13 protein-coding genes and 1 pseudogene are annotated in these 14,399 nt (G+C 63.0%); 10 read left to right on the top strand and 4 right to left on the bottom strand.

Features of this window, described 5'->3' with window-relative positions; all coding sequences use genetic code 11:
• Positions 1-76 precede the first annotated feature (76 nt).
• Both CP49_RS41700 and CP49_RS41695 read left to right on the top strand, forming a co-directional pair.
• Complete coding sequence (locus CP49_RS41700) at positions 77-739, top strand: cupin domain-containing protein (RefSeq protein WP_057855887.1); 663 nt, start codon at positions 77-79, stop codon at positions 737-739.
• Positions 736-2,996: pseudogene (locus CP49_RS41695) on the top strand (molybdopterin-dependent oxidoreductase). The gene CP49_RS41700 and the pseudogene CP49_RS41695 overlap by 4 nt, the downstream one beginning before the upstream one ends.
• Positions 2,997-3,127: 131 nt before the next feature.
• Here the strand turns inward: CP49_RS41695 and CP49_RS41690 are convergent.
• Complete coding sequence (locus CP49_RS41690; protein ID WP_057855886.1) at positions 3,128-4,393, bottom strand: D-amino acid dehydrogenase; 1,266 nt, start codon at positions 4,391-4,393, stop codon at positions 3,128-3,130.
• Positions 4,394-4,549: 156 nt separating this feature from the next.
• Positions 4,550-5,878 carry an omega-aminotransferase AptA gene (aptA, locus tag CP49_RS41685; RefSeq protein WP_057855885.1) on the bottom strand — a complete coding sequence of 443 codons (1,329 nt, stop codon included), beginning with the start codon at positions 5,876-5,878 and terminating at the stop codon, positions 4,550-4,552.
• A gap of 153 nt (positions 5,879-6,031) precedes the next feature.
• Between aptA and CP49_RS41680 the strand changes: the two genes are divergently transcribed.
• From CP49_RS41680 to CP49_RS41670, 4 genes are all read left to right on the top strand, one after another.
• Complete coding sequence (locus tag CP49_RS41680) at positions 6,032-6,580, top strand: cupin domain-containing protein (protein WP_057855884.1); 549 nt, start codon at positions 6,032-6,034, stop codon at positions 6,578-6,580.
• 179 nt (positions 6,581-6,759) lie between these two features.
• Positions 6,760-7,380: a hypothetical protein gene (locus CP49_RS45665; protein WP_156438941.1), complete on the top strand. Its 621-nt coding sequence runs from the start codon at positions 6,760-6,762 to the stop codon at positions 7,378-7,380.
• A 126-nt stretch (positions 7,381-7,506) separates the two neighbouring features.
• On the top strand, positions 7,507-8,406 hold the full coding sequence (locus tag CP49_RS41675; RefSeq protein ID WP_057855883.1) for a beta-keto acid cleavage family enzyme: 900 nt from the start codon (positions 7,507-7,509) through the stop codon (positions 8,404-8,406).
• A 218-nt stretch (positions 8,407-8,624) separates the two neighbouring features.
• The gene (locus tag CP49_RS41670) at positions 8,625-10,220 is read left to right on the top strand and encodes an ATP-binding protein (RefSeq protein ID WP_057855920.1); all 1,596 of its coding nucleotides are present in this window, start codon (positions 8,625-8,627) and stop codon (positions 10,218-10,220) included.
• Positions 10,221-10,300: 80 nt separating this feature from the next.
• Here the strand turns inward: CP49_RS41670 and CP49_RS41665 are convergent, their stop codons facing one another.
• Positions 10,301-10,912: a TetR/AcrR family transcriptional regulator gene (locus tag CP49_RS41665; RefSeq protein WP_057855882.1), complete on the bottom strand. Its 612-nt coding sequence runs from the start codon at positions 10,910-10,912 to the stop codon at positions 10,301-10,303.
• 108 nt (positions 10,913-11,020) lie between these two features.
• On the opposite strand from CP49_RS41665, the gene CP49_RS41660 reads away from it, so the two are divergent.
• From CP49_RS41660 to CP49_RS41650, 3 genes are read left to right on the top strand one after another with little or no spacing between them, the layout of a single operon-like run.
• On the top strand, positions 11,021-11,509 hold the full coding sequence (locus CP49_RS41660; protein WP_057855881.1) for a hypothetical protein: 489 nt from the start codon (positions 11,021-11,023) through the stop codon (positions 11,507-11,509).
• 51 nt (positions 11,510-11,560) lie between these two features.
• Positions 11,561-12,337 (top strand): crotonase/enoyl-CoA hydratase family protein, encoded by a 777-nt coding sequence (locus CP49_RS41655; protein ID WP_057855880.1) that lies wholly within the window; start codon positions 11,561-11,563, stop codon positions 12,335-12,337.
• Between the two features lie 7 nt (positions 12,338-12,344).
• Positions 12,345-13,130: a 2-keto-4-pentenoate hydratase gene (locus tag CP49_RS41650; protein WP_057855879.1), complete on the top strand. Its 786-nt coding sequence runs from the start codon at positions 12,345-12,347 to the stop codon at positions 13,128-13,130.
• Between the two features lie 2 nt (positions 13,131-13,132).
• On the opposite strand, the gene CP49_RS41645 is transcribed toward CP49_RS41650, so the two are convergent.
• Positions 13,133-14,023 (bottom strand): LysR family transcriptional regulator, encoded by an 891-nt coding sequence (locus CP49_RS41645; protein WP_057855878.1) that lies wholly within the window; start codon positions 14,021-14,023, stop codon positions 13,133-13,135.
• Positions 14,024-14,142: 119 nt separating this feature from the next.
• Here CP49_RS41645 and CP49_RS46615 point away from each other — a divergent pair.
• Positions 14,143-14,399 (top strand): cupin domain-containing protein (locus tag CP49_RS46615; RefSeq protein WP_057855877.1); only part of this gene is annotated, 257 nt, incomplete at its 3' end.

Raw genomic sequence — 14,399 nt, 5'->3', positions numbered from 1 at the left:
GTCACACTTGCCGCGGCATTGCAAGCGATTTTCATGCACATGAAGGAAGCAGTCTGACGTGAGCGGTGGCAACAGAATGCGAAAACCGGCGCCCAAGGCCAAAGTGAAGGCCGGCAAGGCAAAGGGCAGGCCGAGGGCGAAGGCTGCCGCCAGGCCGGCAGAGCCCGCGATGGACCTTGCGGTCGGTCGCCGTATTCGCGATCTGCGCCGCGAACACAGACTTTCGCTGGAGACGATCGCGGCGCGCACCGATCTGTCGATCGGCTTCCTCAGCCAGATCGAGCGCGGCCTGTCCTCGCCTTCGCTTCGCGTGCTGGCGACGCTGGCGGACGTGCTCGGCGTCGGCATTGCCGCACTGTTCGGCTCGCGGCCAAGCGATGATGCCGCTTCCGGCGGCGTGGTGACGCGCCAGTTGCAGCGCGCCGAACTGAAACTGTGGCGCACCGGCATTTCCAAACAATTGCTGAGCCCGGCCGGAACGGAAAACCGCCTGAACCTGTTTCTCGTGCACATGGAACCCGGCGGCAACACCGGCGACGAACTCTATACCCATGACGGCGAAGAAGCGGGCCTGGTGCTGGAAGGCGAGATGACGCTGACGGTCGACGCCGAGACTTGGTTGCTGAAAACCGGCGATAGTTTTCGCTTCGCCAGCCGCCGGCCCCACCGCTTCTCAAATCCGGCGGAAGATGCGAAAGCGGTCGTGCTGTGGGTGAATTGCGTGACGCAGGCGTCATGAACGACAGTCTGGAACAAGACATGGATCAAGCTCGCGAGGATTGGAGCCCGCACAGCGCGCATTGGGGCGCCTTCTCGGCACGGTGGAACGGCGCGACGCTGGATATCAGGCCTTACGAGAACGACCCGGGGCCCTCACCGATGTTGGCGAACTTCACGACTGCGATGCGCCATAAAGCGCGCATCCTGCGGCCGATGGTGCGCAAGGCATGGCTGGATCGGAGCGCCCCCAGCGCGCGCACCTTCGACCAGAAATTCGTCGCGTGCCCCTGGGACGAAGTGCTCGACCTGCTCGCAAACGAATTGTCGCGGATCCGAACCGAACATGGTGCTGCCGCGATCTATGGCGGCTCCTATGGCTGGGCCAGCGCCGGACGTTTCCACCACGCGCAGAGCCAGGTTCACCGCTTCCTGAACGTGGCGTTCGGCGGCTATGTGCGTTCGGTGAACAGCTACAGCGCCGGCGCCTCGGCCGTGATCCTGCCGCATGTCCTAGGCAGCTACGAAGACATCTCGCGCCGAAACGTGACGTGGGATCAGATCGCCGAGCATACCGATACGGTGCTGGCGTTCGGCGGCATGGCGCTGAAGAACTCGGATGTCGCAAGCGGCGGCATCAGCCGGCATATCGAGCGCGACGCGATGGAGAAGGCCGCGCGCCGCGGCGCCGTCTTCTACGGCATCACTCCCTTGCGCGACGACATGCCGGAAGAGGCTGGCGCCCGATGGCTGCCGATCAAGGTCGGCACCGACGTGGCGCTGATGCTGGCGCTCGCGCATACGCTCCGCATCGAAAATCTATGGGACCGCGACTTTGTCGCGCGCTACTGCACCGGCTTCGAAATCTTTGAACGCTATCTGCTCGGCCGCGACGACAACACGCCAAAGGACGCGGCATGGGCGGCCGCTATCACCGGCATTCCCGCTGCCACGATCGTCGATCTCGCCCGCCGGTTGCCGCGCGGGCGCACCTTGATCACGGTCTCGCATTCCCTGCAGCGGGCGCAATTTGGCGAGCAGCCGGTTTGGATGGGCGCGGTGCTTGCGGCGATGCTCGGCCAGATCGGCCTGCCCGGCGGGGGTTATAATTACGCGCTCGGTGCCCTCGGCATGCTACCAGCGACTTCATCCCGGTCGCGCGCGTCGCCGACATGCTCCTCCATCCGGGCGAGAGGTTCGAATACAACGGCCGGTCGATGCAATATCCTGATATCAAGCTGGTCTATTGGGCGGGCGGCAATCCCTTCCATCATCACCAGGACATCAACCGGCTGCGGCGGGCCTTCAATGTCCCGCAAACCATCATCGTGCACGAGAGCGCGTGGACGCCGATGGCGAAGTTTGCCGACATCGTGCTGCCGGCGACGATGACGCTGGAGCGCGATGACATCGGCGCCGCGGGCACCGATCCAAGGCTGATCGCGATGCGCAAGGCCATGGACCCGGTCGGCGAAGCGCGCGACGATTTCGACATCTTTGCCGAACTGTCGCGGCGATTGGGCGTCGAACACGCCTTCACGGAAGGTCGCGACACCAGGCAATGGCTGGCGCATCTTTACGAGCCGACACGGCGCGCGTTGGCCGATGCCGGCTGGGATGCGCCTGAATTCGAGGAGTTCTGGCAACGCGGCGAACTCGCGCTGCCGTCAGCCCCCGATGACGGCGGCTTCCTGCGCGCCTTCCGCAACGATCCCGTTGGCAACAAACTGCCGACGCCAAGCGGCAAGATCGAGATCTACTCGAAAACCATCGCAGGCTTCGGTTACGATGATTGCCCGCCCCACCCGGCATGGCTGCCCTCGACCGAAGCGCCAGATTCGCGCCACCCGTTGACGCTGATCGCCAACCAGCCGGCGACCCGGCTGCACAGCCAACTCGACTTCGGTGCCTACAGCCAGTCCAAAAAAATTGCCGGCCGGGAAGCGGTCCGTCTCAACCCTGTCGATGCGGCGCGCCGCGGCATCGCCAATGGCGACATCGTCCGCCTGTTCAATGATCGGGGCGCGTGCCTGGCGGCCGCCGCCGTTACAGACGACGTCATGCCCGGCGTCGTGCAATTGTCCACCGGCGCCTGGTACGATCCGCAAGCCGGTGAACATCCGCTCTGCGTCCATGGCAATCCGAACGTGCTCACCCGCGACATCGGCACATCGCGATTGGCACAAGGTTGCTGCGGTCAGGTGACGGTGGTCGAGTGCGAGAAGTATTCCGGCACGCTGCCTGCTATCCGCGCCTTCGATCCTCCCGATCACGGGTGATGCGGTGACGGAAACGAGCTAGCGCCACCGTCATTGCGAGGAGCGAAGCGACGAAGTAATCCATCTATCCCCGCGCTGTGAGATGGATTGCTCGCTTCGCTCGCAATGACGGTGGCGGGCGTTGTGCGCCCTCACCCAAACCGGTGATCGTACCGGCTCACGCTGAGCTCGCTCACGTCGATATCCGGCTTCCGCCCCGATATCAGATCCGCCATCACCCTCCCCGAGCCACACGCCATGGTCCAACCGAGCGTGCCGTGTCCGGTGTTGAGATGCAGATTGCTGTAGCGTGTCGCGCCAATGATCGGCGGTCCGTCCGGGGTCATCGGGCGCAGGCCGCACCAGAATGTTGCCTTGCCGAGGTCCCCGCCACGCGGAAACATATCGGTCAGGGAGTGATCGAGCGTCGCCCGCCGTGCCGCGTCGAGCCGGTTGGAATAGCCCGAGATTTCCGCGGTGCCGCCGACGCGGATGCGATCACCCAGCCGCGTGATCGCGACCTTGTAGCTCTCGTCCATCACGGTCGAGACCGGCGCGCCGTCGGGATCGGTGACCGGCACCGTGATCGAATAGCCCTTCACCGGATAGACCGGAACGGAAATGCCGATCGGTTTCAGCAGCCGCGGCGACCAGCTTCCCAGCGCCGCGACATAGGCATCGGCCTGCAGCAGGCCTGCGCTGGTAACGACACCAGAAATCTTGCCGCCATCCGCGACCAGCCGCTCGATATCAGTATTGAACCTGAACTGCACGCCGAGCTTTGCGGCTTCCTGGGCGAGAGCCTGCGTAAAGATGTGGCAATCGCCGGTTTCGTCCTGCGGCAGCCGTAGCCCGCCGACGAACTTGTCCTTCACGCCAGCGAGCGCCGGCTCGGCGGCAATGCAGCCGGTGCGGTCGAGCACTTCGTAGGGCACGCCATATTGTTTGAGCACCGCGATATCGTCGCCGGTGCCATCGAGCTGCTTCTGCTTGCGAAAGAGCTGCAGCGTGCCGCGACTGCGCTCGTCGTACTTGATGCCGATCTCGGCACGCAGCGCGCGCAAGCAGTCGCGGCTGTATTCGGCGATCGGGATCATCCGGCTCTTGTTGACGGCATAGCGCTCTGCCGTGCAGTTGCGCAGCATCTTCAGCCCCCAGATCCACATCACAGGATCGAGTTTGGGCCAGATCACCAGCGGGCCGTGCCGCATCAACAGCCATTTGATCGCCTTCACCGGCACGCCCGGCCCCGCCCAGGGCGAGGAATAGCCGGGCGACACCTCGCCGGCATTGGCAAAGCTGGTTTCCTGCGCAGGCGCGGCCTGACGGTCGACGACCGTTACCTCATGGCCGGCGCGCGCCAGATAATAGGCTGTCGTGACGCCGATCACGCCACTGCCGAGAACGATGACTTTCACGATCCCTCACGCATCCGCCGCGGCAAGGTCGCCGCGGCTTCTGGCGCCCTGCTCCGATTGAAATCGAAACAGGGGTCCAGGTTTTATCTTGACGCGTTTTCTTCACGCGAACCGGGGTCCACTTCGCTTGAAAACGCTATGCCTTGCGAGCAAGGATCAGGCCACACGCTTGATCGCGTCGCCGAGGATCGAAACGATGTCGTCGATATGGCTCTTCTCGACGATCAAGGGTGGCGACATCGCAAAGGAGTCGCCGCTCATGCGCAGGTAAAGCCCACGATTGAAGCAGTCCACCATGACGTCATAGCCGCGCGCACCAACCCCATCCTTGCGCGGCGCGACTTCGACCGCGCCCATCAGGCCGATGTTGCGGATATCGACCACGTTCGGCAGGCCCTTCAGCGAATGCAACGCATCGCGCCAGTATTCGGCGAGCGACGCGCCGCGGGTCAGCAGCCCCTCGTCCTTGTAGATGTCGAGTGTCGCCAGCCCCGCGGCGCAGGCGGTCGGATGCGCCGAATAGGTGTAGCCGTGGAACAGCTCGATCGTTCCTTCCGGACCGTTCATCAGCCCGTCGTGGATCTTGCGGCTGGCGAACACCGCGCCGCAGGGAACAGTGCCGTTGGTGATGCCTTTGGCGGTCGTCATCATGTCAGGCGTGACGCCGAAATAATCCGCTGCGAACGGCGTGCCGAGGCGGCCGAAGCCGGTGATGACTTCGTCGAAGATCAGGAGAATGCCGTGCTTGTCAGCGATTTCGCGCAAGCGCTTCAGGTAGCCCTTCGGCGGCGGCAGCACCGCGGTCGAGCCCGGCACCGGCTCGACAATGACAGCGGCGATGGTATCGGCGCCATGCAGCGCCACCATCCGCTCGAGATCATCGGCGAGTTCGGCACCATGCTCCGGTATATCCTTGGCGAAGGCGTTGCGGCCGAGATCATGGGTATGACGGATGTGGTCGACGCCAGGCAGATGGGTCGCAAACGCCCGGCGGTTCGCCACCATGCCGCCGACCGACATGCCGCCGAAGCCGACGCCGTGATAGCCGCGCTCGCGGCCGATCAGGCGCGTCCGCGTCCCCTGTCCAATGGCGCGCTGGTAGGCGAGCGCGATCTTCAGCGCGGTGTCGACCGACTCGGAACCGGAATTGGTGAAGAAGATGCGGTCGAGCCCCTTGGGCGCGATCTCGGCGAGCCGCTCGGCGAAATCGAACGCGAGCGGATGGCCCATGTTGAACGAGGGCGCGAAGTCGAGATTCATCAACTGCCGCTCGACGGCCGTCGCGATCTGGCGGCGGCCATGGCCGGCATTGACGCACCAGAGGCCGGCCGAGCCGTCGATCACCTTGCGACCGTCGACGGTGGTGTAGTGCATACCCTCGGCGGAGGCGAACAGGCGGGGCGCTTTCTTGAACTGCCGGTTGGCCGTGAACGGCATCCAGAACGAATCGGTTTGCAGGGTGTTCGGCTTCTGATGAAGGGTCACGGGTAGCTCCTTTGCTGGCAGCTCAAGGTACCACCGGGCCACGCTCGGGAAGGCACAACAAGTCCTTTTCTTCGCTCCTGCAACCCATTGATTTTGCTGGCCCCATCGAGGCATATTTGTTCGATCCGAAACACTTGCAACAGGGATTTGTCGATGAGTGTCGATATCGGCGGGCGACTCCGCTTCGTGCGCGCCCGGCACAAGCTGTCGCAGCGCGAACTGGCGAAGCGTTCCGGCGTGACCAATTCGACAATTTCGCTGATCGAATCGAACCAGATGAACCCGTCGGTTGGCGCGCTCAAGCGCATCCTCGACGGGCTGCCGATGGGTCTCGCCGAATTCTTCGCGATCGAGCCGGAGCGGCCGCGAAAGGCGTTCTACCGCTCCGACGAACTGACCGAGATCGGCAAGCAACCGATCTCCTATCGCCAGGTCGGCGACACCATGTTCGGCCGGAGCTTGCAAATTCTCAAGGAGCGCTACGAGCCGGGCAGCGACACCGGCCGGGTGCCGCTGACCCATGACGGCGAGGAAGGCGGCATCGTGGTCTCAGGCCGGCTCGAGGTGACCGTCGATGACGAGCGCCGCATCCTTGATCCCGGCGACGCCTATTATTTCGAAAGCCGCCGGCCGCATCGTTTTCGCTGCGTCGGCGCCAAGCCTTGTGAAGTGATCTCGGCCTGCACGCCGCCGACGTTCTGATGGACGATCCTGTTCCTCCATTCAATGTTCGCGCGTGAGGAACATCCAGGCCGGCAGTTAACGGTTAACCCTGTCGGCAAACGGCCTGTACGTGGGCCAAGTTGTTACGCGAGCCGCCGCCAAGTTGCCTCATTAGATCGGAGAATTTTCACCGGCACTAAACAAGCCGGAGGAGCATCATGCTGAGAATGATGTTGTTGGGCCTCCTCATCCCATTGGGTGTAGGCGTGCTAGCGGCAATGGAACTCAGAACTCCAGTGCGCAGTGCAGCAGTGGTCGTCCAGCCCCTTGCCGATACAACCGTAGGCGTTTCCGATTCACATGTTGCGTTGGCGAAGGCTGATCGACTTGAAATCGCCGCTGCGAGCAGCGAGACGCCGGCGCAGCCTGCTCTAGAGCATGATCCGGACCCAGAGGGCCGCGTTAGCGAAAAGTCGGTACCGGTTCTCCCTCGCGACAAACGCGAAACGCGTTTGCGCGGAGATCATGCTCAAATCAAAGAGATGGAGCGGGATGACGATAAGAAAAGTCATCATGCTCTCGTCGACGAACGCATTTCTCCGTCAGAAGGCATCAGTGTCGGTTCTTCGAAGCCCCCGAGGGTGATCAACCGCAATCGGCACGATCCAAAACCAAAGAAGGTCATTGTCGCCCGTCCTAAGCCGAAGCCAAAGACAACCACTATCAAGCGAACTACCATTTCCGAGCGGCGAAAGGCCGCCAGCGACACCGAGCCCTGTCGGCTAAGCGCGTTTGGTGGCTTGCGCAAGGCTTTGAACTCAGCCGACTGCGAAATCTGATTCATTGGAACGGCTTCGGTGACTCTAACCTGATGCTGTCTCCAGAACTTCGGGAAAATCGGATATCGCTCGTCATGTGTACATGCCCTATAGATGGGAGGACCAAATCTTCAGGAGAGTAATAGCGTGCGCAAGGTCTGGATCGAGGCGGCGTTGAACGGCTCGTGGGGCCGCGCGCTCCAACCCGGCATTCCCGATACCGTTGAGACCATCATCGCCGAGGGCGTCGCCTGCGCGCGTGCCGGCGCCACCATCATTCACGTCCATGCCTATGATGGCGGCGGCCCGCAGACCTACGACTGGCAGGTCTATGCCCGCATCATCGAAGGCATTCGCAACCAGGTCGATGTGCCGGTCTATCCCTCCTATCCGGCTTTCATAACCACAGGCGACGACAGCAGCCCGCTCGCCGATGTCGCGGCTCGATTTGCCGACATCGAAGAACTTGCCGCGCGCGGCCTCTTGGATTTTGCCGTCATCGATCCCGGCAGCGCGAATTTGAGCCTGACAAAAACGACAGCGACCGCAGCGCCCGGCGGCACCTACATGAATCCTGAATCCCAGATCCGGTATGCGCTCGATCTCGCGGCGCGCCACGGCCTGCATACCGACTTTGCGATCTACGAGCCCGGCTTCCTGCGTGCCGGCGCAGCACTGGCGCGCGTGGCCGGCGTCAAGGTGCCGATCTATCGTCTCATGTTCTGCAATCTGATCGCGGTCGGCCTTCCACCAAAGCCATATGCGCTCGCGGCCTACCACGCACTGCTGGAGGAGGAAGCGCCCGGCGCGCCCTGGATGATTGCGGGCGTGAGCGCCGATCTTCGCCCGCTGTTCACTGATACGATCGTACGCGGCGGCCATATCCGCGTTGGCCTCGAAGATGCCCCGCTGGGGACGCAGGCGACCAATCTCGAACTGGTCGAAGAGGCCGTGCGGATGGTGCGCGGTCATGGTGCCGAGCCTGCTACGCCTGCCGAGATGCGGCAGGCACTGGCCGCGTCCTCAGCCCAAAACCCCGCGAGTTGATTCGATCCCAAAGGCTGCTATTGCCCTTGCAATCAGGCACGCCTGCTCCCGGGAACAACATGCAGGTTCTGATGCCTCTCAGATCGGCGCGACAATATTCGTCGAACCGGCGCTGCGCTTGCGCAGGTTGCGAAAAAGCTGAATAGTTTGCGTCATCCGACGGAGAGATCGGAAGCGTGCGGCTGCGCGCATGCAGCCGCTTGTTGGAGCTTTTTCGCATGTCGAAGCTCACCGAGCACGGCGCGGGCCTGCTGTGGAAGCCGGAATTGATTTGGCTGAATGTCGTTTCCGACGCGATGGTCGCCGTCGCCTTCTTTACCACGGCTTTCGTCCTCGCGTTCTTCGTGTGGCGGCGCCACCGTGAGCTGATGTTCCGGGGCGTATTTTTGATATTCGCGATCTTCGTCGCGGTTTGCGGAGTGACACGCCTGCTGTCGATCTACACCATGTGGGCGCCGGCCTATGAAATCGAGGCCCTCACCAAAGCCTTCTTGGCGCTGATCTCGGTCCCGGTCACGGCAGCACTACTGCTGGCGCTGCCGCGGATCCTGGTGCTGCCCACACGCATTCAGCTTGCGAACGCCTATGCCGCACTCGAGGAGGAAGTCAGGCAACGCCGCGAGGCCGAGGCCATGGTCAAGCGTTTTGAAGAGAAAGAGACCACCGAATCCAAAGTCCGGCAAGCGCAGAAGATGGAAGCCATCGGCCAGCTCACCGGTGGCGTGGCGCACGATTTCAACAACATTCTGACCGTGATCACCGGCACCATCGAAATCCTCAGCGATGCCGTCAAGGATCGCCCACATCTCACTCAGATCACCGATCTGATGGGCGGGGCCGCAGCAAGAGGGGCCGAGCTGACGAAGCATTTGTTGGCCTTCTCCCGCCGGCAGCCGCTGCAGCCGCGCAATACCGACGTCAACGCGTTGATCATCGATGCAGCGCGGCTGCTGCGGCCGACCCTCGGCGAGCACATCGAGATTGAATCGATGCTGGCGCACGATTCCGCACCGGCTCTGATCGATCCCAGTCAGCTCTCGACCGCGATCCTGAACCTCGCCCTGAATGCGCGGGACGCCATGCCCAACGGCGGGAAGCTGACGTTGGAAACAAAGAACGTGGTGCTCGATGAAAATTATGCCCGCCTGAACAGCGAGGTGAGACCTGGCAACTATGTCATGATTGCCGTGAGTGACACCGGGGAAGGTATTCCGAGCAACCTGCTCGAAAAAGTGTTTGAACCGTTCTTTACCACCAAGGAGGCCGGGAAGGGATCGGGGCTCGGCCTCAGCATGGTGTACGGCTTCGCCAAACAGTCGAACGGACATATCAAGATCTACAGCGAAGAGGCCCACGGCACGAGCGTGAAGCTATACCTGCCGCAGGCCACGGGTGGCGGTCCGGAAGAGCCTGCCGGCGAGACTGGCGGATATGCGGGCGAACATAGCGACCAGACGATCTTGATTGTCGAGGACGATCCGCTGGTCCGCCAATATGTCCTGGCGCAAATCACCCGTTTCGGATTCCGCACGCTCGCCGTCGGCAATGCGGCCGAGGCGCTGGCCATCATCGATGGACCGGAACGCATTGACCTGCTGTTCACCGACGTCATGCTCCCCGGGGGAGTGAACGGCCGCCAGCTCGCGACCGAGGCCGTCAAAAGGCGGCCAGAGCTCAAGGTGCTTTATACCTCTGGTTACGCCGAGAACGCCCTTGTACATCACGGCCGTCTCGATGCTGGCGTGCTGCTGCTGCCGAAGCCTTACCTCAGCGCAAACCTGGCGCGGATGCTTCTAGCCGCGTTGGCATCGTGAGTTATTCTGAATGGACAGTCGTTTCCTTGAGGAGTCACGAAGCCGCGATGACCTGAACGGCAGCAAGCGCGGCTTCGCTGTCACTTCGCCAGCGCGCTTGACAGCACCAGTTCGAGCTCCTGCCTGACATCATCGAGCGGCTGGGCGCTGCGCGCGGCGCGACACATCGCGACCGTTCCTTCTGTCGATGCGATGACGAGCGCGGCAAGCCGCCGGGCGCGCGCCGGCGCCACGCCCTCGCGCCGCAGCGCCGTGAACATGATCCGCTGCCAATCGGCGAAGATGCCGTCAGCGAGATCGAGCAGATGCTGCTGCGCGGCTTCATCAGGCTCGCTATCCTTCTCGGTGGCATCGTTGACATATTGCTCAACCGCGACCGCAAGCACCGAACAGCCGGCCTGGAATTCCGTCCGCTCCAGCGTCCCGCGCCACAGCGCGATGAAGGCGCGCAGGCCCGCAACGGCCCCGCGTGTCTCTGTGAGATGCTGTAGCGGCCCGCTGACCTGTTTGCCCGCAAACACCAGCGCATCCTCAATCAGTTGCTGCTTGCCGCGCGGAAAATGATGGCCGATCGAGCCGCGCGGCGTGCCGGTATGGCGGACCACCTCGCGCATGCTGGTGGCATTGACGCCACGCCGGCTCATCAGGTCTGCGGCGCCGGCCACCATTTTTGCGCGGGTATCGGACGACATCGGAACTCCCTTTGAGTCGCGCCATTGTAGAATATGACGCTTGACATAGCCAGCCAGCCCGATCGCACTATGCCAGCTGTCATAGCCGGTAGCGGGAGGCAACGATCGATGACGTTTATCCATGTGATGACGCCGCAGGGGCGGCTGATGTCCGATCAGCGCCGCGTATTGGCGAAGACGCTGACGGATGCCGTGCTGATGCCGGAGGTCGGCAAACTCACGCCAGAGGCGCGCCGCGGCTATCAGGTGCATTTTGCGGAGCGTCCGCTCGATATGATCGCGCATGGCGGAGAGCTGCTTTCGGACACGCCAAGCGACGTCATGGTGCTCGACGTCGTGGTTATGGATTGTTGCTGGACGCGCGAAGATCGCGCCACCGTCATCCGCAACATCCATTCCGCGCTTGCGGCGGCTTGCGGGATGAAGGCGCCCTCGCCCGCCTGGTGGATCAATTTCCGCATCATCGAGGAAGGAAGCTGGGGCTCGCGCGGCGGCGTGCTATCGTTCATTGACCTGCTCGAACACGGCGCATCGCACTTTTCGCCGGAACGCGCCGCGGCGATCCGCACCGCGCTCGCCGTCAAATACGAGCGATAGCGAACACGCGCACCGCCATTTCCAGGATATTCAGGACCGAGAGGATAGACCATGAGCGAAGGAAAAATCCGCACCGAAACCCATGATCGCATTTTCAAGATCATCATCGACAACCCCGCCAAGAAGAACGCGTTCTCGCCGGCCATGATGGAGCAATTGTCGGACGCCCTGACGGAACTGCACAACAATGACAGCTATTGGGTCGGCGTCATCTGCGCCGAAGGCAAGGATTTCACGGCCGGGCTCGACATGCCGAAATTCTTCGGCCCCACCGCCGAGAAGCGGAATATCAGGGAAGGCAATGTCGACGTGTTCGGTCTCGGCAAGCGCTGCAAGAAGCCGATCGTGTCAGCGGTGCAAGGCATCGTCTTCACCATCGGCATCGAACTGATGCTGGCGGGCGACATCGTCGTTGCCGCCGATGACAGCCGCTTCTGCCAGATGGAATCCAAACGCGGCATCGCGCCGCTCGGCGGCGCTCATTTCCGCTTCCTGTCGCGTACCGGCTGGGGCAACGCGATGTATCATCTGTTCCTGTGCGATGAGTTCACGGCTTCGCGCGCCCGCGAGATCGGGTTGATCCAGGAGGTGGTGCCGGCAGGCCAGCAGATCGAACGCGCGATGGCGCTCGCCGCGATCATTGCCCGCAATGCGCCGCTCGGCATTCAGGTCACCAAGGAAGCGGCCCTCAAGTATGTCGAGCACGGCGAGAAGGCGGCCATCGCCTATATTCCGACCGTACGCGAACGCGTGCTGAACAGCGCCGACGCAAAAGAAGGCATTCAATCCTTCATCGAACGGCGCGCCGCGGTGTTTCAGGGGCGATGAGGCGAACGTGAAAGCAATTTCCGGAAAACAGGAAGAGCTGGCGAACCTGCTCGCGCACGCGCGGCGCAACGTCAGCCAAGTGACCCTGCCCGATGATCTCGTACCTGAAACAACCAGCGACGCCTACGCCGTCAACCAGGCCGTCGCGGAGCGGCTTGGTTGGGAGCCCTTGGGCTGGAAGATTGCCGGCACGACGGACGCCGTGCGCGGCAAGCTGCAACTGGACGGACCAATCTATGGCCGGACGTTCCGCCGCTTTGCCTGCACCTCGCCCATGCGTTTCAAGGCGGCGGAATTGCTCGACCCGCTGATCGAATGCGAGTTCTTCGTCACGCTGGCGCGCGACCTGCCGCCGCGAGACGAACCCTGGACGCTTGCCGAGACGATCGAGGCGATCGCCGAGGTTCACGCCGGCATCGAAGTGGCGGAATGCCGCTATCCGAGAAAGGCCCTGCCGCCGCTGCCTGCCATTCTCGCCGACGGCAGCGCGTCGGGACGCTACGTCTTTGGCGACAGAATCGAGAATTGGCGCGAGGGACTTGCGTCCATGCCAGTCCGGCTCGAGATCGACGGGGCATTGCGGCGCGAGGGTGTGGGCGCTGACGTGATGGGCGATCCGCTGCGGCCATTGTGGTGGCTGGCCGAACAGCGCCGCCAATGGGGCGACGGGCTTCGCGCCGGCGAGACTGTTAGCACCGGCTCGATGACCGGCATGCTGCCGGTACGCGGCGGCCAGCATGTCCGCGCGCGGTTCGGCGAGGCGGCGACGATCGAGATCACGATCGATCTGTGACCTCATCCCGTCAAAATCGATTTCAACGCGTCGCGCTGTTCGACGATGTAGTCGAAGAACGCGGCAATGCGCGGCACGCGGCGGATATCGGGATGCGTCAACAGCCGCCAGCTACGCGTCAGCTCCGGAACAGGGCCGAGCACGCGGACCAGGTCCGGCTCCGCATCGCCGAGCGCCGTCGGCAGCGGCCCTAACCCTGCGCCGGACTTCACCGCGGAGACCAGGCCAAGCACGCTGTTGTTGCGCACGGGCATCCTGGCGTCTGGCGCGACGTCCTTCAGCCACTTCGCGGCGCGGTGACCAGCCAGCGTCTCGTCGAAGCCTACGAGAAGATGTTGCGACAAGTCCTCGACGCGGTCGGGCTTGCCGTGACGCTCGACATAGTCACGGCTGGCGTAGACGGCCCAGAACGAATCCGCGATCTTCCGGCCGATCAGTTCGTCATCGGTATCGCCGGAGCGGAAGGCTATGTCCACCTCCCCCTTTGATAGATCGAGATAGCGGTCACTGGTGATGAATTCGACGCGCAGATGCGGATGGCGGGCATGAAACCGCTCGATCAGGCCCGCCTGCGTCATGCGGATGACGATCGGCTCCGGACAGGTGACGCGGATCGCGCCCTTCATGTCCTGCTCGACATCGGTTGCCCGCCGCTGGAAATCCCCGACCGCGGCCTCGATGCGTTCGGCGAAAGGCAATAGCGTGGTGCCGTATTCGGTGAGGCGATAGCCGCTCGCCTGCCGGGTCACCAGCGCCTGCCCGATCCGGCGTTCGAGCTCTTCGAGCCGGCGGTGCACGGTCGACTGGCTGGTGCCAAGCGCCTTGCCGGCAGCGATCGTGCTGCCATGGCGCGCAACGGCGAGAAAATATTTCAGGTCGTTCCAGTCGAACATGGACCCATTATGCACTTTTGGAGCGGGCCCTAGCAATCTTGCGGCTCCCGCGGCACGGCCATGTCCCCTTAAGCTTTGCATCGAAACAACGCGGCGATTGGCCAACAAAGGAGCGATACATGCGCAGCCATCTCCTCCCGGGCATCGCCCTGCTCACCGGTATCGGCATAAGCAATCCGGCACTGGCGCAACAGCACGGCGCGGCAACGTCCAATATCGCCAAGCCCAATATGGTGCTGCAGCAGGTCGTCGAGGGATTGCCTAAGGACGACAAGCAAACCGTGCGGGTCATGACGGCGACGTTCAAGCCGGGTGACAAGACCGTCTATCATACCCACCGTTTTCCGGTGACGGTCTATGTGCTCGAAGGCGCCTT

The organism is Bradyrhizobium valentinum, assembly GCF_001440405.1.
In the GTDB taxonomy this organism is placed as follows: domain Bacteria; phylum Pseudomonadota; class Alphaproteobacteria; order Rhizobiales; family Xanthobacteraceae; genus Bradyrhizobium; species Bradyrhizobium valentinum.
This window is presented reverse-complemented; position numbering and strand designations above follow the sequence as displayed.

Excerpts from the sequence above, each read along its gene's own strand:
- CP49_RS41700 (WP_057855887.1), top strand. The coding sequence starts at position 77 with ATGCGAAAACCGGCGCCCAAGGCCAAAGTGAAGGCCGGCAAGGCAAAG.
- CP49_RS41680 (WP_057855884.1), top strand. The coding sequence starts at position 6,032 with ATGAGTGTCGATATCGGCGGGCGACTCCGCTTCGTGCGCGCCCGGCAC.
- CP49_RS45665 (WP_156438941.1), top strand. The coding sequence starts at position 6,760 with ATGCTGAGAATGATGTTGTTGGGCCTCCTCATCCCATTGGGTGTAGGC.
- CP49_RS41670 (WP_057855920.1), top strand. The coding sequence starts at position 8,625 with ATGTCGAAGCTCACCGAGCACGGCGCGGGCCTGCTGTGGAAGCCGGAA.
- CP49_RS41665 (WP_057855882.1), bottom strand. The coding sequence starts at position 10,912 with ATGTCGTCCGATACCCGCGCAAAAATGGTGGCCGGCGCCGCAGACCTG.
- CP49_RS41660 (WP_057855881.1), top strand. The coding sequence starts at position 11,021 with ATGACGTTTATCCATGTGATGACGCCGCAGGGGCGGCTGATGTCCGAT.
- CP49_RS41655 (WP_057855880.1), top strand. The coding sequence starts at position 11,561 with ATGAGCGAAGGAAAAATCCGCACCGAAACCCATGATCGCATTTTCAAG.
- CP49_RS41645 (WP_057855878.1), bottom strand. The coding sequence starts at position 14,023 with ATGTTCGACTGGAACGACCTGAAATATTTTCTCGCCGTTGCGCGCCAT.